Genomic DNA, 22,192 nt, shown 5'->3' on the forward strand with positions numbered 1-22,192 from the left:
GGAGGGCCCGGGTGTCCGTTCGCTGGGACGGCGGGCGCTGGGGTAGAACGTCCGGCATGATCTTCCACATCGTCCCCCTCGCCGCCTGGGCCGCCGCGCTCGACGTCCCGTACGCCCCGCCCTCGCTCGGCTCGGAGGGTTTCGTGCACTGCTCGGCGGACCGGGCGACGGCGCTCGAGATCGCCGACGCGCACTACCGCGCGGTGCCGGGGACCCTGCTCGCGGTGGAGCTCGACGAGGAGGCCCTGACCGCGGAGGTCCGCCGTCCGGGTGATTCCGGCGGCCGGTACCCGCACGTCCACGGGCCGTTGAACCGGGACGCCGTGGTCCACGTGTGGGAGGTCGTACGCACACCCGGCCGCCCCGCCGCACTGGCCCCATGGCGACCGGGTGGCCACTGACCGGCGCGGCGGACTTCTCCCGGGGGGCCGCCGCAGGCCAGGATGCTGCTCGCCCACCGGCCACGAACCGAGGAGACACCCATGAGCGACCCCCTGCAGACGGCCCGGCGCACGGTACTGGCGGCCGGCGCGGCCGCCCTGGCCGGCGGCACCCTCGCCGCGTGCGGCGGCGACGGCGGCGACGGCGGCGGAAAGACCGCCGGAGCCCAGTCGAGCACCGCGGCCACCCTCTCCGCCTCCGCCCCCGCCTCCGCCCCCGCCTCCGGCTCCGCCTCCGCCCCGGCGGAGACCGGCGCGGCCGGCGGGAAGGCCATCGCCAAGTCGGCGGACGTGCCCGTGGGCGGCGGCAAGATCCTCAAGGACGAGAAGCTCGTGGTCACCCAGCCCACGGCCGGGTCCTTCCGCTGCTTCACGGCGGTCTGCACCCACCAGGGATGCCTCGTGAACAAGGTGGAGAACGGCACCATCGACTGCCCCTGCCACGGCAGCAAGTTCGAGGTCGCGGACGGCGCCGTGGCCAAGGGACCGGCCACCCGCCCGCTGGCGGAGAAGAAGATCGCCGTCGCACCGGACGGCACTATCTCGCTCGCGTAGCGGCAGGTCAGGCGCCTACGCTCCCGGGATGGACGATCTGACGCTGGTACGGGACCACACGGTCTACCAGTGCGTGATGGGCTCCCGGGCGTTCGGGCTGGCGACGGAGGCGAGCGACACCGACCGGCGCGGTGTCTACCTCGCCCCGACGCCGCTGTTCTGGCGGTTCGACAAGCCCCCCACGCACGTGGAGGGCCCGCGGGACGAGGAGTTCTCCTGGGAACTGGAGCGCTTCTGCGAACTGGCCCTGCGCGCCAACCCGAACATCCTGGAGTGCCTGCACTCCCCGCTGGTGGAACGCGTCACCCCGGTCGGCGAGGAACTGCTCTCCCTGCGCGGGGCCTTCCTCTCGCGCCGGGCGCACACCAGCTTCAGCCGGTACGCGGCCTCCCAGCGCGGCAAGCTGTTCGCGGACGTACGCGTCCACGGCGCCCCGCGCTGGAAGCACGCCATGCACCTGCTGCGCCTGCTGCTGTCCTGCCGGGACCTCCTGCGCACGGGCCGTCTGACCGTTGAAGCGGCCCCGTACCGCGACCGGCTCCTCGCGGTCCGCCGCGGCGAGCTCACCTGGGAGGAGGCCGACGCCTGGATGGCCCGCCTCCAGGAGGAGACCGAGGCGGCTCTCGCCACCACGTCCCTGCCCCCGGAGCCGGACCGCGCCCGCGTGGAGGACTTCCTCGTCCGCGTCCGCCGGGCGTCAGCCGCCTAGCCCGTCGTCCCACAGGGCGCCGAAGGCCAGGAGCTCGTCCCGGTACTCGATGCGGCCCTCCCAGTCCCGGGGCCAGACGTCGGCGCCGAGGTGGGCTCCGGCGAAGGCGCCGGCGAGGCAGGCGATGGAGTCGGAGTCGCCCCGGGTGCAGGCCGCGCGGCGCAGGGCCAGGAGCGGCTCGTCGGGGAAGAGCAGGAAGCACTGCAGGGCGGTGGCGAGGGCCTCCTCCGCGATCCAGCCGTCTCCGGTGGTCAGGCAGGGGTCCGTCTCCGGGGACGGGGAGCGCAGGGCGGCCGCCAGCCGGTCCAGGGCCGCCAGGCACTCGTCCCAGCCCCGCGCGATGAAGGATTCCGGTGTGGCGTCGGAGGCGGTCCGGCGCCAGAGGTCGCCGAGCCAGCGCTCGTGGTAGCGGGTGCGGTTCTCCAGGGCGTATGAGCGCAGCCGCCCGACCAGGCCCGTCACCTCGGTGCCGGCGGCCAGCAGGTACACGGCCCGCGCCGTCAGGTCGCTGGCCGCGAGCGCCGTGGGGTGGCCGTGGGTGAGGGCCGACTGGAGCTGGGCCGCGCCGGCCCGCTCCTCCTCGGTCCAGTCCTGGACCAGGCCGACGGGGACCACGCGCATGTTCGCGCCGCAGCCCTTGGAGCCGAGCTGGCTGGCGTCGCGCCAGTCCCGCTCGGGGTGGTTCAGCAGGGAGCAGGCCCGCAGGCAGGTGTTGCCCGGGGCGCGGTTGTTCTCCGGCGAGTGGTACCAGTCGACGAACTCCTCGCGGACCGGCCGGGTCAGCCGCAGCGGGCCGACCGGGCCGCGGTCGGCGGCCGTCTTCATGCCGCGCGCCAGGGCGAGGGTCATCTGGGTGTCGTCGGTGACGAGGGCCGGGCGCGGCAGCGCCATCTCGCGCCACGGACCGGTCTTGGCCAGGATCGACGGGACGTCGCTGAACTCGGTCGGGAAGCCGAGGGCGTCGCCCAGGGCCAGGCCGATCAGGGCTCCGGTCGCGGCTCGCTTGGTCTGCGCGGGCATCGTCATCCTTGTCCTTCCGAGGGGCGGAGCAGGGGCGGGTGAAGGGTGGTCGCCGGTCCGGCCCGGTAGAGGGCGGCCGGTTTGCCGCGGCCGCCGGTGAGCCGGGCGGCGCCCGGTACGGCCTCGACGAAGCCGGGGGTGGCCAGGACCTTGCGGCGGAAGTTGGGGCGGTCCAGCGGTGTGGCCCACACCGTCTCGTAGACGTTGCGCAGCTCGCCCAGGGTGAACTCGGGCGGGCAGAACGCGGTGGCCAGGCAGGTGTACTCCAGCTTCGAGCCGACCCGCTCGCGCGCGTCGGCGAGGATCACCGCGTGGTCGAAGGCCAGGTCCGCCGCCTCGTCCACCGGCACCCAGCGGGCCTGGGCCGCGTCACCGCCGCCCTCGGCCACCGGTTCCGGCATGTCCGGGACGAGTGCGGTGAAGGCCACCGAGACCACCCGCATCCTGGGGTCGCGGTCCGGCTCGCTGTAGGTGCGCAGCTGCTCCAGGTGCAGGGCGGCGACCACGGGCGCCGACAGGCCGGTCTCCTCGGCCAGCTCCCGGCGGGCGGCCGTCTCGGCGGACTCGCGGGGCAGGACGAAGCCGCCGGGCAGCGCCCAGGCCCCCGCGTACGGCTGCTGCCCGCGGCGGATCAGCAGCACCTGCAGCCGCCCGCTGCGTACGGTGAACACCGCGAGGTCGGCGGTCACCGCGAACGGCGTGAAGGCGTGGGGGTCGTAGCCCGCCGGCAGCGCCCCGCTCACCGGGTCTCCGGGAGGGGGTCGGCGAAGTGCCAGCCTTCGACGAGCAGGGCGTCGACGGCCGTCACCGCGGCCGCCAGCCGCTCCTCGCGGTCGCCCCGGACGGTGAGGAAGCGCCTGCCGGTGGCTTCGAGCTCCTCCCGGAACCGCCCGGTCATCCAGGGCCGCAGGTGCGGGCCGTCGCGCAGGCCGTCGTCCTCGAAGGGGACGTCCGCGTGGTCCGTGAGCAGGTACAGGTCGCGTCGGGTCCGGGCAGCCCGCTTCTCGACCTCGGCGCTGCGGCCGCCCGTGTACCGCTCGTGCCAGATGCCGGTCGCGAAGGAGTCGGTGTCGCAGAACAGCACCGGCGAGCCCGTCCGGGCGGCCCGCTCCTCCTCCGCGTCCTGGCGCCGCGCGATGACCGGGAACTCCGCCGAGGCGAAGGAGATGTCCGTCCAGGTGGCCCCGGGGTCCGCCGCGCGGGCGGCGGCCAGCTTCTCCTCGCTGTACAGGCGTCCGTACTCGGCGACCCAGCCCGTCCGGGCCCAGACCCCGCCGCGCCGCCGGTAGTGCGCGGCGAGCGCCCGCGACAGCGTGGTGGTGCCGGTGGACTCGGCCCCGAGGACGACGACCCGTCGCGTCAGCGCGGCCCGTACGGCCGGCCCCAGGAAGTCCCAGCAGGCGACCGGGTCCGCCCGCACCGCCGTCCCGGACACCGGGAACAGGGTCCGCGCCGGGTCCACGCAGACCTCCTCGGCGCCGAACCGCCGGGCGAGCTCGGTTCCGTACGCCTCCGAGGTGAAGACGGCGTCCACCGGCCCGGCGACCGCGGCCCGGAAGATCGCCATGTGCGCCTCCCAGACGTCCGGGTCGTGCAGGTCGACGGGGACGTCGTCGACCGCGCCGACCACCTCGGCGCCGGGGTGCGCCTCGCGCATCCACGCGACCCGGTCGGCCAGCGGGACCGACTCCACCGAGGAGGCGCAGACCAGTACGGTCAGCCGCTCGCACCGGTCCTGGGCGGTGCGCACCAGATGGTGGTGGCCGGCGTGCGGCGGGTAGAACTTGCCCAGCACCAGGCCGTGCCCGAAGCGCCTCATGCCCGCGCCTCCCGTACCGTACGGGCGCCGGCGGCCGGGAGCGTCCGGCGCCAGCCGGCCAGTCCGGCCACGCACAGCGCGAGGAAGCCGACGTAGAGCAGCGCGGTGAGGTGGAGCCCCTTGTAGGCGTAGAGGGGGATGTAGATCAGGTCGGCCGCGATCCACAGCCACCAGGACTCGACGAGCTTGCGGCACTGGCCGTAGGTGGCGGCGAGCGAGAGAGCCGTCGTCAGGGCGTCCCAGAACGGGACGGTCGAGTCGGTGGCCCTGCTCAGCAGCAGCGTGAGGGCGAGCACCCCCACCGCCCCCGCGGCGGCCAGAGCGGCCCACTCGGTGCGCGTGGTGCGGCGCACCGGCAGGGCCCCGGTGGTTCCTGGTCCACCCCCGTGGGTCCAGGACAACCAGCCGTACGCGGCGAGGGCGATGAAGACGATCTGGAGCCCGGCGTCGGCGTACAGGCCGGCCTGGGCGAACAGCACGATGAAGAAGACGTTGTTGGCGATGCCGATCGGCCAGTTGGCGATGTGCTGCCGGGCGACGAGCCAGACGCACAGGGCACCAGTGACGAATCCGAGTACCTCGGTCCAGCTCATGACGACCCCCTTTAATAGTCAGGTTGACTATAAACAGAGGGATGGCCGTCGGGCAAGCGAAAAGCCCGCAGCGCCGAAGGCACTGCGGGCTTTTCCGGTCCTGGGGTCAGACGGTCTACAGACCGACCTCGCGCATCAGCATGCCGACCTCGGTGTTGGTCAGGCGGCGCAGCCAGCCGGACTTCTGGTCGCCCAGCTCGATCGGCCCGAAGGAGGTCCGCACGAGCTTCTCGACCGGGAAGCCGGCCTCGGCCATCATGCGGCGGACGATGTGCTTGCGGCCCTCGTGGAGGGTGACCTCGACCAGGTAGTTCTTGCCGACCTGGTCCACGACGCGGAAGTGGTCGGCGCGGGCGTACCCGTCCTCCAGCTCGATGCCGTCCTTGAGCCGCTTGCCGATCTCACGCGGCAGCGGGCCGGTGATGGCGGCGACGTAGGTCTTCTTCACGCCGTACTTCGGGTGCGTGAGGCGATGGGCCAGCTCACCGTGGTTGGTGAGGAGGATGATGCCCTCGGTCTCGGTGTCGAGCCGGCCGACGTGGAACAGACGCGTCTCACGGTTGGTGACGTAGTCGCCCAGGCACTGGCGGCCGTCCGGGTCCTCCATGGTGGAGACGACGCCGGCGGGCTTGTTCAGCGCGAAGAACAGGTACGACTGGGTGGCGACGGTCAGGCCGTCCACCTTGATCTCGTCCTTCGGCTGGACGCGCTTGCCCTGCTCCAGCACGATCTCGCCGTTGACCTCGACGCGGGCCTGCTCGATGAGCTCCTCGCACGCGCGGCGCGAACCCATGCCGGCGCGGGCGAGCACCTTCTGCAGACGCTCGCCCTCCTCCTCGGCACCCGGGAAGGTCTTCGGGGTCTTGATCACGGGCTTGTCGGCGTACCGGTCGCGCACGCGCTCCTCGATCCGCGCGTCCAGCTCGCGCGGCCGGGACTGGCCGCTGCGGCTGCCGGGACCGCGGCGCGGGCCGCCGGCCCCGCCGATGCCGGGGGTCTTGGAGGTCTTGGGGCCGCCCTTGGCGCCACCGCGCGCGGAAGCGCCACGGGCACCGCCGCCGCCGGCCTTGGGGCCCTGGCGTCCGCTGCGCTCGCCCTCGGGGCCCACGTCGTAGCGACGCTCCTCGGGGCGGGGGTTGCGGATGCGCGGCGCCTGGTCGCGGTCACGCGCGTCGGAGCCGCCCTGGTAGCCACCGCCCTGGTAGCCACCGGAGGAGGAACCACCGCGGTAGCCACCGCCACCGGAGGAGGAACCGCCCGAGGAGGAGCCGCCGGAGGAGGAGCCGCCGCGGTAGCCACCGCCCGAGGAGGAGCCGCCGGAGGAGGAGCCGCCGCGGTAGCCGCCGCCCGAGGAGGAGCCGCCGGAGGAGCCACCGCGGTAGCCACCGCCCGAGGAGGAGCCGCCGCGGGAGCCGCCCCCGGAGGAGTTGCCGCCGCGGGAGCCGCCCCCGGAGGAGTTGCCGCCGCGGTAGCCACCGCCGGAGCCGGAGCCGGCGCCACGGGATCCACCGCGTCCGCCACCACCGCCGCCGCCGCTGTTCCTGTTGCCGCCGCCGTTACCGTTGCTTCGCATCAAATGTCCGTCGTCTTGTCGTCGTCTTCATCAGTGTCCGGTGCGTCCGGATCGAACGACGGCACACCTTCTTGCGTCTCGGCTTCGATCGCGTCCGCCTCGGGGAGGAAGGGCGCGAGCTCCGGGAGCTCGTCCAGGCCGCGCAGGCCCATCCGCTCCAGAAAGTAGTTCGTCGTCCTGTACAGGATCGCACCTGTTTCGGGTTCCGTCCCCGCCTCCTCCACCAGACCCCGCTGGAGGAGGGTCCGCATGACCCCGTCACAGTTGACTCCGCGGACCGCCGAGACCCTCGATCGGCTCACCGGCTGGCGGTACGCGACGACCGCCAGGGTCTCCAGCGCCGCCTGGGTGAGGCGGGCCTGCTGGCCGTCCAGGACGAAGGACTCGACGGCCGGTGCGTACTGCGCCCGCGTGTAGAACCGCCACCCGCCGGCGACCAGCCGCAGCTCGAAGCCCCGGCGGGCCGCCGTGTACTCGTCGGCGAGCTCCCGCAGCGCCGCCGCGACCTCGCGGGGTGTGCGTTCCAGCACCTTGGCGAGGTGCGCCTCGGTCGCGGGCTCGTCCACGACCATGAGGACGGCTTCCAGGGCCGGCTTCAGCTCCAGCGCGGCCACCGCGCTCGTGTCGCTGCTCAATCCTTCGCCTCCACGATCTGGTCGAACTCATCCGTCACGGTCGGCATGCCGTCGCCGTCCCCGCCGCTCCAGCGCACGGTGAGGGTGTCCAGGGCCGTCTCCTGGTCGAGGACGACCGCCTTCTCCCGGTAGAGCTCCAGGAGGGCCAGGAAGCGCGCGACGACGGTGAGGGTGTCGTCGGCGTCCTCGGTGAGCTCCTGGAAGGTGGCCTCCCCGCGCGCCTTCAGCATCCGCACCACGAGCCCGGCCTGCTCGCGCACGCTGACGAGCGGCGCGTGGATGTGGTCGACGTACACCTGGGGCTTGGCCTTGGGCTGCATGGCCTTGACGGCGAGCCGGGCGAACCCCTCCGCCCCGATGCTGATGACGACCTCGGGCAGCAGATCGGCGTGGTGCGGCTCCAGCCCCACCGTGCGCGGGTAACGCCTGCCCTCGGCCTCCGCCCGCCGCTCGAAGATCTCGGCGATCTGCTTGTACGCCCGGTACTGGAGCAGGCGCGCGAAGAGCAGGTCCCGGGCCTCCAGGAGCGCGAGGTCCCCTTCGTCCTCGACCTCGGCGACCGGCAGGAGCCGGGCGGCCTTCAGGTCGAGCAGGGTGGCGGCGACGACGAGGAACTCGGTGGTCTGGTCGAGGTCCCAGTCCGGCCCCATGGCCCGGATGTGAGCCATGAACTCGTCGGTGACCTTGGACAGCGAGACCTCGGTCACGTCGAGCTTGTGCCGCGAGATCAGCTGGAGCAGCAGGTCGAAGGGCCCCTCGAAGTTGTCGAGCCGCAGCGTAAACCGCCCGTCACCCGCCTCTCGCCCCGACGGGCCCCCAGGACTCCCCGCAGACGCCTCAGGAGCCCCTTGCGGCTCCGCACCGCCCCCGTCCGGTGCGGGGCGCTCAGCGGCCGCCTCAGGGCCCTCCCCCCGCGCACCGGCACCGCGGCCCAGCGGGCGGCGGGAGGGACGGCCGGATTCGGCGGAGAGGGGCATCACGATCCAGGGTGCGAAGAAAAGGGCCACCAGCAGCGTAGGCCCTGCCCAGGGATCAGGCCGAGACCCACACCCCCACTGGCGACGGCGCGTGACGGGGACGGGTGTGCGGCGCGGGCGTCCCGACAGCCCGCCGGTTGCGACGGGGTCGGGTGTGTGGCGGGGTGTCCCCGCAGGGCGCCGAACACACCGCCGCCGCACTCCCCGACCCCTCGCCACGTTCGGCGCCCGAGGAGACACCCCGGCGCGCGCCCGGCCCCGTCGCAACCGGCCCCGCAGCCGGGCCCCGCCCCGAGCCGCACCGCCGACCGGAAGCCGAAACGGCCCGACCCGAAACGGGCCGAGCCGAAACAGGCAGCGCCAAGCCAAGGCACACCCCACCGAGCGGGCCGCAGGCCACTCAGCGGCCGCGCAACCTCCGCACCAAAATACTGGCGTCCCCCCGCGATTCGAGATCGGCGAGCACGACCGCCACCGCCTCCCGCACGATGCGCCCCCGGTCGACCGCCAGCCCGTGCTCACCCCGCAGCACCAGCCGCGCGTGCTCCAGGTCCATCAGTTCCTCGGCGGAGACGTAGACCGTGATCTTCTCGTCGTGCCGCTCGCGGCCGCTCGGCCGCCGGTTCGCGCCCCGGCCCTGGCCCTTGCCCCGGCGGGTCGCGCCCGTCGGGCCGGAGCCCGCCCCGCCCGGCGTACCGGCGGGGCTGACAGAACCTTCCTGCGGTCGCCGCGGCTGTCCCACCACGGGCCCGCCGGACTCCGTACCGGCCGCAGCCTCCCGGCTTCGGCCCTCCTGCCCCGCGCCCTCGGCCGAAGCGGCCGCGTGTTCCACGGCGGGCGACTCCTCGGCCCCGCGCCGCGGCGAGGACGACTGGAGCGCCATCCCCCCGGTCGTACGGAACAGTTCGTCGGCTCCGGGCAGACTCACTCGGCGTGACACCGGGCGAGCACCTCCCTGGCGAGCTGGCGGTACGCGGCGGCGCCGACGGAGTTGGAGGCGTACGTCGTGATCGGCTCACCGGCGACCGTGGTCTCCGGGAAGCGCACCGTGCGGCCGATGACCGTGTGGTAGACGTGGTCGTCGAAGGCCTCGACGACGCGCGCCAGCACCTCGCGGCTGTGCACCGTACGGGAGTCGTACATCGTGGCGAGGATTCCGTCGAGTTCCAGCTCGGGGTTGAGCCGCTCCTGCACCTTCTCGATGGTCTCGGTCAGCAGTGCCACCCCGCGCAGTGCGAAGAACTCGCACTCCAGCGGGACGATGACCTTGTGAGCCGCCGTCAGGGCGTTCACGGTCAGCAGACCGAGCGAGGGCTGACAGTCGATCACGATGTAGTCGTAGTCGGCCATCAGGGGCTTCAGGGCCCGCTGCAGCGTGGACTCGCGCGCGACCTCGCTGACCAACTGCACTTCGGCAGCGGACAGGTCGATGTTGCTCGGAAGCAGGTCCATGTTGGGGACCGCCGTCTTGAGCAGCACCTCGTCGGCCGACATGCCCCGCTCCATGAGCAGGTTGTAGACCGTCAGGTCGAGTTCCATCGGGTTCACGCCGAGACCCACGGACAGCGCGCCCTGCGGGTCGAAGTCGACGAGCAGCACGCGGCGCCCGTACTCGGCGAGCGCGGCACCCAGGTTGATGGTCGACGTGGTCTTGCCCACGCCGCCCTTCTGGTTGCACATCGCGATGATCTTCGCCGGACCGTGGTCGGTCAGCGGACCCGGGATCGGGAAGTACGGCAGCGGGCGTCCGGTCGGGCCGATCCGCTCACGGCGCTGGCGGGCAGCGTCGGGGGCGAGGGTGGCCGCGTACTCGGGGTCCGGTTCGTACTCCGCGTCGGGGTCGTAGAAGTGCCCCTCGGGCACATTGTCGTAGTCGGCGAAACCAGTGGGCTTTTCGCCGCTCAGGTCGCCGGCCCTGGAGTTCACGTCTAGGCCGTCCATGCTCTTTTGAGGCGTCGTCATGTGCTGGTGGTTTGCGAAGGTGCGTACTGCGACGGAGCCGACCGCTTCGAGCCCGGTCGGGCTCTGGGCCCGCTCGGGGGGTACCTCCGCGCCTGCAGGGCGCTGGGGGTGCATCCCTGCTCGACCACCCCCAGGAGCAAATGTCGACTCATTCACAAGTCGTCTTACCTCCTCGGACGTGACCAGGACACTTATCGATAGGTCAGCGTGGCACCATGCCGACGGTTGGCGACTCTATGGCGTGTCACCACTCAGCGGCAACACAATCCGCCGGACCCGGCACGATGTGTCGGCAACCGAACACCACTCTGTCAAGGGCGTACGAGCTGTCGCCGCGAAGTTTCGCGGGTGCGCGAAAGGGTTAAAGGGTTACGTTCGAAGCGAGTTGAGCGGGCTCTGCGGGCACCGCGCAAAAGCGCCCGGCCGGACCTTGGGGGCAAGGTCCGGCCGGATACGTGAGATTGACGTCAGTCGTTGACGGTTCAGCCGAGCAGCGTGCTCAGCTCAAGGGTCTCCAGGCCGTGGGCCTCGGCGACGGGACCGTAAACGACGTGCCCGTCATGGGTGTTGAGGCCCAGGGCGAGCGCGGGGTCACGGCGCAGCGCCTCGACCCAGCCGAGGTTCGCGAGCTGCACGATGTAGGGCAGCGTGGCGTTCGTCAGCGCGTAGGTGGAGGTGTTCGGCACCGCGCCCGGCATGTTGGCGACGCAGTAGAAGACCGAGTTGTGGACCTGGAAGGTCGGCTCGGCGTGGGTGGTCGGACGGGAGTCCTCGAAGCAGCCGCCCTGGTCGATCGCAATGTCGACAAGGACACTTCCGGGCTTCATCTTGGCGACGAGCTCGTTGGTGACCAGCTTCGGGGCCTTCGCACCCGGGATCAGCACCGCGCCGATGACGAGGTCGGCCTCGATGACGGCCTTCTCCAGCTCGTAGGCGTTGGAGACGATCGTCTTGATCTTCGTACCGAAGATCTTGTCGGCCTCGCGGAGCTTGTTGATGTCGCGGTCCAGCAGGGTCACGTGGAAGCCCATGCCGACGGCGATCTGCACGGCGTTCCAGCCGGAGACGCCGCCGCCGATGACGACGCACTCGCCGGCGTGGGTGCCGGGGACGCCGCCGGGGAGCACGCCGCGGCCGCCGACCGAGCGCATCAGGTGGTAGGCGCCGACCTGCGGGGCCAGGCGGCCCGCGACCTCGGACATCGGGGCGAGCAGCGGAAGCGCGCGGTTGGCGAGCTCGACCGTCTCGTAGGCGATGGCGGTGGTGCCGGACTCCAGCAGGGCGTCCGTGCACTCGCGGGAGGCCGCCAGGTGCAGGTAGGTGAAGAGGGTCTGATCCTTGCGGAGGCGGTGGTACTCCTCCGCGATCGGCTCCTTGACCTTCAGCAGCAGGTCGGCCGTCGCCCACACCTCGTCGGCGGTACCGAGGATCTCGGCGCCGGCCGAGACGTACTCGGCGTCCGTGATCGAGGAACCCACACCGGCGTTCTGCTCGATGAAGACCTGGTGGCCGTTACGGACGAGCTCGTGGACACCGGCGGGGGTGATGGCCACGCGGAACTCGTTGTTCTTGACCTCGCGGGGGATGCCGACCTTCATCGTCGATCACGGTCCTTGGCTCAGGGGAAATTATGGGGCACTTCCATACATACCCGCCCACAAGAACGCGCAACGGGATGCACCACGGGATGACGTGGTGAACCCAGTTTAATGAAGGATGAACTCGTGTCTAGCCTTGCAAACAAATAATCTTAGTCGGATCCACTGCGGATTTCGCAGGCTGCGGGGTCGTCTCCCAGCAATCTGTCGGCTGCGGACCGGTGCAGCCTGGCAGCCGCGGGGTCCCCCAGCCGGTCCAGCGTGTCGGCCAGCCGGACCTGCAAGGCGGCCTGAAGCCGCAGGTCCCCGGCCCGGCGCGCCAGCTCCACCGCCTCGCGGCAGGTGTGCAGCGACTCCTCGGGCCGGCCCGCGTACTCCTGGACCCGCGCCATCTCGCTCAACGCCTTTGCCTGGCCCGGGACATCGGCCAGCTTCCGGTAGCCGGCGGCGGCCGCCCGCCAGCTGCGCAGCGCGTCCCCGTACCGGCCCGCGTACGTGTACACGTTCCCGAGCCGCCCGTACAGCCGCGCCTCGTCCGCGCGCTCCCCCCGCGCGAGGGCCTGGGACAGGGCCCGGCCGAACCAGTCGGAGGCCCGGTGCCAGTCCCCCAGCTCCTGGTGGGCGCCCCCTACGGATTCCATCGCGCGGCCCGTCGCGTACGGGTCGTTCGCGGCCCGTCCGGCGTCCAGCGCGGCCCGGTAGCGCTCCAGCGCCTCCCGGGTCCGGCCGGTCTCGGCGTCCAGGTCGGCCAGGTTCAGCAGCGCGGCGGCCTTCTCCCGGTGCAGCTCGCGGCGCTCGGCCACGCCCAGCACCAGGCGGTGCAGCCCGTACAGCTCGGGGGCGGCCGCGGCCGTGCCGCGGTGCTCGGCGAGCGCCCGTACGAGCGCTGCGACCAGCCGGCGGGCCAGGGTGTCCAGCTCCCCGTCGGCCACCGCCAGCGAAGCGGCCGCGCTGAGCGCGGGCAGCCGGGTGTCCAGCCAGGTGGCGGCGGCCCGCCGGTCGGGGAACCGCAGGGCGCGCGGCAGCCCGTCCAGCATCTCCCGCGCCCCCTCCTCGTCCGGTGCGGCCGTGGCCCGGCAGGAGTGCAGCAGCCGTACGGTGCGCTCCAGCATCCGGGCCCGGGCGAGCTGGACCTCGGCGGGGCGTTCCTTGGCCTGGAGCAGGGCCTGGAGCAGCGGTGCGAGGCAGCCGGGCAGCAGGAACAGGCCGTCGGCCGCATGGTGTACGAGCCCCAGAGCGGCGAAATCGTCCAGCGTGGACTGGGCTGCGGCCACCGAGCAGCCGGCGAGGGCGGAGGCGGTGTGCGAGTCGATGATCCCGGCGGGGGCGAGGGGCAGCAGGCGCAGGGTCCGCTGGGCGGGCTGCGGCAGGGACTCGTAGACGAGCCGGAATCCCCGGGCGAGCGGGCCGCCGGTGCTGGCCGGCATGTCGTGCAGCTGCTTGGCCAGGTCGGAGACGGAGGCCTTGGGGTGGGCGGCGAGCCATCCGCCGACGAGGCCGAGCGCGGCGGGCTGGCCCCCCAGCTCCTCGGCGAGGGTCTCGGCGGCGCGGGGGTCGGCGGTGACGCGGGTGTCGCCGATGCGCTGCGCGAGCAACTCCACGGCCGACGGCGTGTCGAGCCCGCCGAGGGTGCAGGGCCGCACGTCCGGGATCCCCGTGAGCGGCCCCTCGGCGGTGACCACGACGAGGCACTCGGGGGTGTCCGGCAGCAGGGCGTCCACCTGGTGCGGATCGGCGGCGTCGTCGACCAGGATGATCACCCGCCGCCCGTCGAGCGCGGTGCGCAGGGCGGAGCTCAGCTCGTCCTCGCCGGCGCCGGGCGGGGTGGCCTGCCCGAGCGCCTCCAGCAGGCCCCGCACGGCCCGCTCGGTGGCCACGCCCTCCCCGCCGGGAGTGGTCAGCCGCGTCCGGAGCACGCCGTCGGGGTACTGCCCGGCGACCTCGCGCACGAACGCCTCGGCCAGGGCCGTCCGCCCGGATCCGGGCCGCCCGGCGACGAGCAGGACCCGGGCCCGGGGCGCCTTGGCCTTGCGGCCGGAGAGGGTGTCGAGCCCGGTCCGCGCGATGTCCTCGCGGAGCTCCTTGAGCTCACGCCGCCGCCCGACGAAATCCGTCACGGATCCGCTCCTCTCCCTGCCTTCGGATGGCGAGCGTAGTTCACGCAGAGCGACGACCAGGGTGGAGCGCGGCGGGCATATCGCCTGATCGGATCAGTAGATGGTCCCATTTTTCGACGCAGCGCTCGCGCGGCTCCGCCCTTGGGGTCTCCCTCGGCTTCCGGCTTCCCGGCGCCGCGCCGGGGCCCCGTCCGTGGTTTCACCGAGCGGGGGCCGAGCCGTGCCCCGGGTCCGGCCGCTTCGCGGAACTGTCCCCTGCCCGCCCTTCCACCGTTCTCCGGGGCTCCGCCCCAGCCCCCGCGCCCCAAACGCCGGCGGGGCCGAAATACGGCCTCCCCGGCGTTTGGGGCGGGGGGCTCGGCGGCTACGCCTCGTACGGCCGGGCCGGCCAGGGGGCCAGGGCCGGGCGGAGGGCTTCGATGCCGCCCTCGGAGGCCAGGGCGGCGGACAGCGCCAGCGCCCCCGTCACCAGACCCGGGTTCCCCAGCCTTCCCGCCAGGACGCCGGCCACCACGTCCCCGAGGGGGACACGGGCGATCTCCATGTCCGCCTCCTCCTCGGAGACCACGTACCGCTCCCCCTCGGCCTCCGAGAGGTCCCGCGCCAGGAAGACCCGTACCGCCTCGTCGGACCCGCCGGGCGAGGAGAAGAAGTCGGCCAGCACCCGCCAGTCCCCCGCCTTGACGTGCGCCTCCTCGTACAGCTCCCGCTGCGCCGCGCGCAGCGGGTTCTCCCCCGGCACGTCCAGCAGCCCGGCCGGCAGCTCCCACAGGCGGTGGCGCACCGGGTGGCGGAACTGCCGCAGGACCAGCACCCGCTGCTCCTCGTCGAGGGCCAGGACGCAGACCGATCCCGGGTGCGCCTGGTAGTCGCGCCGCACGACGGCCCGGTCCGGCATCCGGACCTGATCGGAGCGCACCGCCGTCTTCGCCCCCTGGAACGGGGTCCGCGAAGCGACGACCTCCCACTCCTCCGGTGTGTCCGCGATGTCGTTGCCCATGGCCATGGCCAGTACCTTCCCGAGAAACGCGACAGCCGGGACACGGTCCGTGCCCCGGCTGTCTACGTTATGCGGTCAGGCGCTCACTTCGCGGACTGCTGCCGCTCCACGGCCGCCTTGACCAGACCCGCGAACAGCGGGTGCGGACGCGTCGGGCGCGAGCGCAGCTCCGGGTGGGCCTGGGTGGCCACCAGGTAGGGGTGCACCTCGCGCGGGTACTCGACGTACTCGACGAGCTTGTTGTCCGGGGAGGTGCCGGAGAAGACGAGGCCCGCCTTCTTCTCCAGCTCGCCGCGGTAGGCGTTGTTGACCTCGTAGCGGTGCCGGTGACGCTCGTCCACGTACGCCTGGTCGCCGTAGACCTCGCGCACGATGGAACCCTCGGCGAGCTTCGCCGGGTACATGCCCAGGCGCATGGTGCCGCCCAGGTCGCCCGCGCCCTCGACGAAGGCCAGCTGCTCCTCCATGGTCGAGATGACCGGGTGCGGGGTGGAGGCGTCGAACTCGGTGGAGTTCGCGTCCTCGATGCCCGCCAGGTTGCGCGCGGCCTCGATGACCACGCACTGCAGGCCCAGGCACAGGCCGAGCAGCGGGACCTTGTTCTCGCGGGCGTAGGTGATCGCGCCGACCTTGCCGTTGACACCGCGGTCGCCGAAGCCGCCGGGCACGCAGATCGCGTCCACGTCGCCGAGCACCGCGGCGGCGCCCGCCGGGGTCTTGCAGTCGTCGGAGGTGACCCACTTGATCTGGACGCGGGCCTTGTTGGCGAAGCCGCCGGCGCGCAGCGCCTCGGTCACCGACAGGTAGGCGTCGGGCAGGTCGATGTACTTGCCGACGAGCGCGACCTTGACCTCGTGGTCGGGGTTGTGGACCCGGTCGAGCAGGTCCTCCCACACCGTCCAGTCCACGTCGCGGAAGGGCAGGTCGAGCTTGCGCACGACGTACGCGTCCAGGCCCTCGGTGTGCAGCACCTTCGGGATGTCGTAGATCGACTTGGCGTCGATCGCGGCGACCACGGCGGCCTCGTCCACGTCGCACATCAGCGAGATCTTGCGCTTGATGGAGGTGGGGACGTCGCGGTCGGCGCGCAGCACGATGGCGTCGGGCTGGATGCCGATGTTGCGCAGGGCCGCGACCGAGTGCTGGGTCGGCTTGGTCTTGAGCTCGCCGGAGGGGCCGATGTAGGGCAGCAGCGAGATGTGCACGACGAAGACGTTGTCGCGGCCGACCTCGTGGCGGACCTGGCGGACGGTCTCCAGGAACGGCAGCGACTCGATGTCGCCGACGGTGCCGCCGACCTCGGTGATGACGACGTCGACGTCCTCGGTCGCCATGCGGCGGATGCGGTGCTTGATCTCGTTGGTGATGTGCGGGATGACCTGCACGGTGTCACCGAGGTACTCGCCGCGCCGCTCCTTGGCGATGACCGTCGAGTAGACCTGGCCGGTGGTGACGTTGGCCGAGCCGTCGAGGTCGACGTCGAGGAAGCGCTCGTAGTGGCCGATGTCCAGGTCGGTCTCGGCGCCGTCGTTGGTGACGAACACCTCGCCGTGCTGGAACGGGTTCATCGTGCCGGGGTCGACGTTCAGGTACGGGTCGAGCTTCTGCATCGTGACCCGCAGGCCGCGCGCCTTCAGCAGCGCACCCAGGCTGGAGGCCGTCAGGCCCTTGCCGAGGGACGAAGCGACACCCCCGGTGACGAAGATGTGCTTGGTCGTCATGGCTGTGCTGTTTCGAAAAGCAGCGGGCGGCGTCGCCAAGAGGGGGCTCCCGTGGTCGCGAGGTGAGGTGCTTCCGGCGCCGGCCACCCTCGATCCGGAAGGGTCTCAGGGGGCGCCGAAGCTGCGGTTTCGGGGCTCCTGGTTCGCACAGGCAGACCACCGGTCCACGGGGTACCAGCCTATCAGCGCCCGGGCCGGTCCGCCTCCGGCCACGCGGCGCGGCGCCCTCGGCCGGGCCCCGCCGGGGCGCGCTGCGCCGACGCGTCGCAGGCTCACCCGATCGGCCCAGCCGCATTCTTGCCCGGCCCGCGGAGATCACTAGGGTGGGCCGACATATCCTGCTCGGATATTGCACACATCAGCGCCGGGCAGTCCGTCAGACGGCCTAGCCGAGCCGATATGCGGAATCATGGGCTCACGCGGGGATCCCTGCACACAGGAGACCGCGCAACCGCGCAATGCAAGCGCCCTTCGGGGCGGACGTGGCCGTTCGACTGGAGATGCACGTGTCCGGGCGCATCGAGGATTACGCACTGATCGGGGACATGCAGACCGCCGCACTGGTCTGCCGGGACGGGGCAGTGGACTGGCTGTGCCTGCCACGTTTCGACTCCCACGCCGTGTTCGCGAGCATTCTGGGCACCGAGGACCACGGGTTCTGGCGGATCGGACCCGCCTACCCGGCGGGCGCCGAGGCTCCGCTCGCCACCCGCCGCCGCTACCGCGGCGACTCGCTGGTGCTGGAGTCGGAGTGGGACACCCCGCGCGGAAAGGTCCGCGTGATCGACTTCATGCCGCCCCGCGAGCAGCACGCGCCGCAGCTGATCCGCATCGTGGAGGGCGTCAGCGGGCGCGTCCCGATGCGCTCGGCGCTGCGGATGCGCTTCAGCTACGGGCGGGTGGTGCCCTGGGTGCACAAGATCGACGGGCGCACGGTCGCCGTCGCGGGCCCGGACTCGGTCTGGCTGGACACCGAGGCGCAGACGTACGGCAAGGACCTGACGACGTACTCCGACTTCACCGTCGGGCCCGGCGACCGCATGGCCTTCAGCATCAGCTGGCAGCCCTCGCACCGCGGCGCCCCGGAGGCCCCCGACGCGGAGGCGGCCCTGGAGTCGACCACCGAGTTCTGGCGGGAGTGGGTCGACCAGTGCACCTACCACGGGCCCTACCGGGAGGCCGTGGTCCGCTCCCTGATCACCCTCAAGGCCCTGACGTACGGGCCCACGGGCGGGATCGTCGCCGCGCCGACCACCTCCCTGCCCGAGGAGATCGGCGGGGTCCGCAACTGGGACTACCGCTACACCTGGCTCCGCGACGCGGCGATCACCCTCTCCTCGCTGCTGCGCACCGGCTACCGCGAGGAGGCCCGCGCCTGGCGCGAGTGGCTGCTGCGCGCGGTGGCGGGGGACCCGGAGAACCTCCAGATCATGTACGGGATCGCGGGCGAGCGGGAGCTCGGCGAGACCGAGCTGGACTGGCTGCCCGGCTACGAGAACTCCCGCCCGGTCCGCGTCGGCAACGGCGCCGCGGGCCAGCTCCAGCTCGACGTGTACGGCGAGGTCACCGAGGCCCTGCACCTGGGCCACATGACCGGCCTGGCGCGCAGTGACTACGCCTCGCTGCTCCAGCTGAAGCTGATCCGCTACCTGGAGACCCACTGGGACCAGCCGGACGAGGGCATCTGGGAGGTGCGCGGCCCGCGCCGCCACTTCGTGCACTCGAAGGTGATGGCCTGGGTGGCCGTGGACCGCACGATCAAGCTGATCGAGAGCGGGGACGCGGACGGCCCGCTGGAGCGGTGGCGCGAGCTGCGCGACGAGATCCACCAGGACGTGTGCGAGAAGGGCTACGACAAGGAGCGCAACACCTTCACCCAGTCCTACGGGTCGAGGGAGCTGGACGCCTCCCTGCTGCTGATTCCGCAGATGGGCTTCCTGCCGCCGGACGACAAGCGCGTCATCGGCACGATCGAGGCGATCCAGCGCGAGCTGTCCACGCCCGACGGTTTCATCCTGCGCTACCCGACGGCCGGCGACGAAGCCGGTGTGGACGGCCTGCAGGGGGACGAGGGGGCCTTCCTCGCCTGCTCGTTCTGGATGGCCGACGACCTGGCGATGATCGGGCGGGTCGACGAGGCGCGGCGGCTCTTCGAGAGGCTGCTGGCGCTCCGCAACGACCTGGGGCTCCTCGCGGAGGAATGGGACCCGCGGCTCCAGCGGCAGGTCGGGAACTTCCCGCAGGCCTTCAGCCACGTTCCCCTGATCGACACGGCGCTGCGGCTGACGGCGAGCGGGGCGTACGGCGGTTAGTGACGTGCCCGGGCACCCTGCGCACGGCGGGGTGCCCGACGCGCCGTAATGATCTCCCCCGCCTACGCTGGAAGGGTCCTACGCCCTTCTCGGAAGGGGGAGGCCATGGCGCCCCTCTCGAAGGCGGGTACGGCGCTGGCCGCACTCCGCGACGATCTGGCCGGTGACGTCTTCGCCCCGGACGATCCCGGGTACGACGAGGCCCGGACGGTCTTCAACGCGATGATCGACCGCAGGCCCGCCGTCATCGCCCAGTGCGAGAGCTCGGCGGACGTGGTGACCGCCGTGCGGTTCGCGAGGGACCTGGACCTGAAGATCGCCGTGCGCGGCGGCGGGCACAGCGTCGCCGGGATGTCTCTGTGCGACGGCGGCCTGGTCGTGGACCTGCGCCGGATGCACGAGGTGACGGTCCACCCGGCGGCCCGGGCGGCCCACATCGAGGGCGGCGCCACGATGAGCCATCTGGACCGCGCCTGCGAGCCGTACGCGCTGGCGACCACCGGCGGCCGCGCCTCCACCACCGGAGTGGGCGGCTTCGTCCTGGGCGGCGGCAGCGGCTGGCTGGACCGGAAGTTCGGGCTGGCGGTGGACAACCTGCTGGGCGTGGAGCTGGTCACCGCCGACGGCGAGCTGATCCACGCGACGGAGCAGGACCACCCCGAGCTGTTCTGGGGGCTGCACGGCGGCGGCGGGAACTTCGGCATCGCCACCTCGCTGACCCTGCGGCTGCACGAACTGCCCGCCATGTCGATCGCGTTCCTCCTGTACCTGCCGGAGCACGGCCCCGAGGTGGTGCGTACGTACCGGGACGTCATCGAGGCGGGTCCCGTCGAGGCCTCCGGCGGCGCGATCTACCTGACCGGCCCGCCCGAGGAGTTCGTGCCCCCGCACCTGGTGGGCAGGCTGCTGGCCGGCGCGATCCTGACCTACGCGGGCCCCGAGGAGGAGATGCGCAAGCTGGCCGAGCCGCTGCTGGCGATACCCCACGAGGTGGAGATGGTCACGGCCATCCCCTACGCCGATCTGCAGTGCATGATCGACGACCCGCCGGGCATGCGGAACTACTGGTCGGCGGAGTACCTCACGGGGGCGTCCGACGCGTTCGTCGACGTGTTCTGCGCCCGCGCCGACTCGATGCCGGTGCCGACCGGCACCCAGCACGTGGTCTGGCCGCAGGGCGGCGCGATCGCCTCGGGGCCCGCGGACTACCCGGTGGCCTTCCGCGACGCGCCCTGGGCGGTGCACCCGTTCGGCATCTGGGAGGCCCCCGAGGACGACGAGCGGGTCCGCCAGTGGGTCAAGGACGTCCGCGCCGACGTCCAGCCGTGGAGCACCGGCGCGGTCTACCTCAACTTCACCGGGGACGAGGGCGGCGAGCGGGTGGTCGCGGGCCTGGGCGCCGAGAACATGCGGCGCCTGGGCGAGCTGAAGCGGCGCTACGACCCGGACAACGTCTTCCGCTTCAACCACAACGTCCGGCCCCTCTGACGCCCGCCGTCGTCCGGCGTCAGACGAGGGCGGCGATCACCTCCCGGGCCGCCCGCTCGCCCTCGGTGGCGCCGCCCTCCATGAAGCCCTGGAAGTCGTAGCTGCAGTGCTCCCCTCCGATGTGGACGTTGCCCTGTGCGGTGCCCTCGTACTTGGCGTAGCGGTGCAGGTAGCCGGTCGGCCAGTACGAGTACGCGCCCAGCGAGTACGGGTTGCGGTGCCACGCGGAGAGCTGGGCCCGGCCGGTCCAGACGGCCTTGGTGCCGGGGTAGAAGGCGTCGATCCCGGTCAGCATCCGGGCGGCGAGGTCGCGTACGTACGGATCGGCCTCGGTGGCGAAGGGGCTCGCCGGGGTGAGGGATCCGGCGAGGGTGCCGCCGCCGTACTGGAGCAGGATGCCGCCGGTGCCGGGCTGCACCTTGGTGGTGTCCCAGGTCTGCTGCACCGCGGAGTCGGTGAAGCAGTCGCCCGCGGAGACACCGGGCCAGGGGCCGGTGCCGCGCCAGGGGCGGGCGGTGAACTGCATGTTGAGCTTGGTGCAGAAGCCCATCCGGGCGTCGCGCAGCAGGTTGCGCATGAGCGGGTCGAAGCCGGCCTGCGAGGTGTCGATGCGCTGGAGGATCGGCAGCGGCACGCACAGGATGGTGTGATCGGCGACGGCGGTGCGCACCGAGCCCGAGTCGTTGAAGGTGAGGGTCTGGGTGCCGTCGGCGTTGGCGCGTACGGCGACGAGCTCCCGGCCCATCACGAGCGAGCCGGGGGGCAGGGCGGCGGCGATGGCCTTGGGCAGCTGGTCGTTGCCGCCGGTGATGTGGTAGCGCTCGTTGGACAGGCCCCAGACGTTGAAGTTGCCCGGGTTGGGCTGGTAGCCCATCAGCAGGACCAGGGCGAGCGCCGACTGCCGGTCGGTGTCGGCGCCGTACTCGACGTTGTAGGCCACGTCGATGAAGCGGCCGAGCTGCGAGCCGTGGCCGCCGGGGACACGGGTCTCGATCCACTCGTACAGGGTCATGTTGTCCAGGGCGGTGCCGGTGGCGGTGGTGGTGTTCCAGGAGACCTCCCCGGCTTCCGACAGGTCCCGGTGCAGGGCCTGGTAGACGGCCTTGAAGTCCTCGTCGGCCTGGGTGCGGGAGTAGTACTCGCCGTTGAACCAGAGGACTTCCTCGGCCCCGTTGGGGCCGCCGCCGAGGAAGTCCTCGGTGCGCAGGTTGAAGCGGCGGCAGAGTTCGAGGATCTTCTTGTGGCTGGTGTCGATCAGCTCGCCGCCGATCTCGGAGGTCTGTCCGTACGCCCAGTGGCCGGACTGGGTCCACATCCGGCCGCCGACGCGGCCGGGGTTGGCCTCGTAGAGGGTGAAGGGGATCCCCGCGTCCTTGAGGGTGAGGGCCGCGGTGAGCCCCGAGATGCCGGCGCCGATCACGGCGACGCGGGCGGGCCCGACGGGCTTCTTGTCGGGGCCGGCGGTGGGGGCGGTCGCGGCGGCGTGGGCGGTCGCGGCGCCCGCGGAGGCGAACGCGGTGCCGAGGCCGAGTGCGGCGGCGCGCGCCAGGAGTTCGCGGCGGGTGGAGCCGCGGACCTCGGCGGCGGGCAGCGCGAGCCTCCGGGCGGCCGCGTGCTCGGCGGCGAGCCGGCGCAGGGCGTGCATGACGGGCGTACGGGCCATGGCGGGGCTC

19 protein-coding genes are annotated in these 22,192 nt (G+C 72.5%); 5 read left to right on the forward strand and 14 right to left on the reverse strand.

Annotation, left to right across the window (positions count from 1 at the left end; all coding sequences use genetic code 11):
- The first annotated feature begins 56 nt into the window (after window positions 1-56).
- The 3 genes from AC07DU_RS15865 to AC07DU_RS15875 all read left to right on the forward strand — a co-directional run bounded on the left by AC07DU_RS15865 (window position 57) and on the right by AC07DU_RS15875 (window position 1,704).
- Complete coding sequence (locus AC07DU_RS15865; RefSeq protein WP_479111840.1) at window positions 57-401, forward strand: DUF952 domain-containing protein; 345 nt, start codon at window positions 57-59, stop codon at window positions 399-401.
- An 81-nt stretch (window positions 402-482) separates the two neighbouring features.
- A complete protein-coding gene (locus AC07DU_RS15870; RefSeq protein WP_479111842.1) occupies window positions 483-995 on the forward strand; it encodes a Rieske (2Fe-2S) protein in 513 nt (170 codons plus the stop codon).
- 28 nt (window positions 996-1,023) lie between these two features.
- On the forward strand, window positions 1,024-1,704 hold the full coding sequence (locus tag AC07DU_RS15875) for a nucleotidyltransferase domain-containing protein (protein WP_453373888.1): 681 nt from the start codon (window positions 1,024-1,026) through the stop codon (window positions 1,702-1,704).
- Here the strand turns inward: AC07DU_RS15875 and AC07DU_RS15880 are convergent.
- The 13 genes from AC07DU_RS15880 to AC07DU_RS15940 form a co-directional block, all read right to left on the reverse strand.
- Window positions 1,693-2,730 carry an ADP-ribosylglycohydrolase family protein gene (locus AC07DU_RS15880; RefSeq protein ID WP_479111845.1) on the reverse strand — a complete coding sequence of 346 codons (1,038 nt, stop codon included), beginning with the start codon at window positions 2,728-2,730 and terminating at the stop codon, window positions 1,693-1,695. The genes AC07DU_RS15875 and AC07DU_RS15880 overlap by 12 nt on opposite strands.
- A complete protein-coding gene (locus AC07DU_RS15885; RefSeq protein WP_479111885.1) occupies window positions 2,727-3,500 on the reverse strand; it encodes an NUDIX hydrolase in 774 nt (257 codons plus the stop codon). The genes AC07DU_RS15880 and AC07DU_RS15885 overlap by 4 nt, the downstream gene beginning before the upstream one ends.
- A complete protein-coding gene (locus AC07DU_RS15890; RefSeq protein ID WP_479111846.1) occupies window positions 3,464-4,543 on the reverse strand; it encodes an AAA family ATPase in 1,080 nt (359 codons plus the stop codon). The genes AC07DU_RS15885 and AC07DU_RS15890 overlap by 37 nt, the downstream gene beginning before the upstream one ends.
- Window positions 4,540-5,136 carry a nicotinamide riboside transporter PnuC gene (gene pnuC, locus AC07DU_RS15895; protein WP_479111848.1) on the reverse strand — a complete coding sequence of 199 codons (597 nt, stop codon included), beginning with the start codon at window positions 5,134-5,136 and terminating at the stop codon, window positions 4,540-4,542. Before pnuC ends, AC07DU_RS15890 begins: the two co-directional genes overlap by 4 nt.
- A 115-nt stretch (window positions 5,137-5,251) precedes the next feature.
- Window positions 5,252-6,709, reverse strand: a complete 1,458-nt coding sequence (locus AC07DU_RS15900; RefSeq protein WP_479111850.1) for a pseudouridine synthase — start codon at window positions 6,707-6,709, stop codon at window positions 5,252-5,254.
- The gene (gene scpB, locus AC07DU_RS15905; protein WP_361948225.1) at window positions 6,709-7,344 is read right to left on the reverse strand and encodes an SMC-Scp complex subunit ScpB; all 636 of its coding nucleotides are present in this window, start codon (window positions 7,342-7,344) and stop codon (window positions 6,709-6,711) included. The genes AC07DU_RS15900 and scpB overlap by 1 nt, the downstream gene beginning before the upstream one ends.
- Window positions 7,341-8,321, reverse strand: coding sequence for a segregation and condensation protein A (locus tag AC07DU_RS15910; protein ID WP_479031923.1), 981 nt, complete (start codon window positions 8,319-8,321; stop codon window positions 7,341-7,343). Before AC07DU_RS15910 ends, scpB begins: the two co-directional genes overlap by 4 nt.
- A 400-nt stretch (window positions 8,322-8,721) precedes the next feature.
- The gene (locus AC07DU_RS15915) at window positions 8,722-9,261 is read right to left on the reverse strand and encodes a hypothetical protein (protein ID WP_360887918.1); all 540 of its coding nucleotides are present in this window, start codon (window positions 9,259-9,261) and stop codon (window positions 8,722-8,724) included.
- Window positions 9,246-10,397, reverse strand: coding sequence for a ParA family protein (locus AC07DU_RS15920; protein WP_479111852.1), 1,152 nt, complete (start codon window positions 10,395-10,397; stop codon window positions 9,246-9,248). Before AC07DU_RS15920 ends, AC07DU_RS15915 begins: the two co-directional genes overlap by 16 nt.
- Before the next feature lie 368 nt (window positions 10,398-10,765).
- Window positions 10,766-11,881: an alanine dehydrogenase gene (gene ald / locus AC07DU_RS15925; RefSeq protein WP_479031833.1), complete on the reverse strand. Its 1,116-nt coding sequence runs from the start codon at window positions 11,879-11,881 to the stop codon at window positions 10,766-10,768.
- Between the two features lie 152 nt (window positions 11,882-12,033).
- Window positions 12,034-13,998 carry a tetratricopeptide repeat protein gene (locus AC07DU_RS15930; protein ID WP_479031836.1) on the reverse strand — a complete coding sequence of 655 codons (1,965 nt, stop codon included), beginning with the start codon at window positions 13,996-13,998 and terminating at the stop codon, window positions 12,034-12,036.
- A gap of 364 nt (window positions 13,999-14,362) precedes the next feature.
- Window positions 14,363-14,998: an NUDIX hydrolase gene (locus tag AC07DU_RS15935; RefSeq protein ID WP_360888019.1), complete on the reverse strand. Its 636-nt coding sequence runs from the start codon at window positions 14,996-14,998 to the stop codon at window positions 14,363-14,365.
- Between the two features lie 83 nt (window positions 14,999-15,081).
- Window positions 15,082-16,719: a CTP synthase gene (locus AC07DU_RS15940; RefSeq protein ID WP_392059611.1), complete on the reverse strand. Its 1,638-nt coding sequence runs from the start codon at window positions 16,717-16,719 to the stop codon at window positions 15,082-15,084.
- Window positions 16,720-17,219: 500 nt separating this feature from the next.
- Between AC07DU_RS15940 and AC07DU_RS15945 the strand changes: the two genes are divergently transcribed.
- Entirely contained in the window at window positions 17,220-19,031 is a 1,812-nt protein-coding gene (locus AC07DU_RS15945; protein ID WP_453287565.1) for a glycoside hydrolase family 15 protein, read from the forward strand.
- Window positions 19,032-19,136: 105 nt separating this feature from the next.
- Complete coding sequence (locus AC07DU_RS15950) at window positions 19,137-20,519, forward strand: FAD-binding protein (protein ID WP_479111854.1); 1,383 nt, start codon at window positions 19,137-19,139, stop codon at window positions 20,517-20,519.
- A gap of 19 nt (window positions 20,520-20,538) precedes the next feature.
- Here AC07DU_RS15950 and AC07DU_RS15955 read toward each other — a convergent pair whose 3' ends face one another.
- Window positions 20,539-22,182, reverse strand: a complete 1,644-nt coding sequence (locus AC07DU_RS15955; protein ID WP_479031842.1) for a flavin monoamine oxidase family protein — start codon at window positions 22,180-22,182, stop codon at window positions 20,539-20,541.
- Window positions 22,183-22,192: the final 10 nt, after the last annotated feature.

Source organism: Streptomyces sp. NPDC045695, assembly GCF_056432025.1.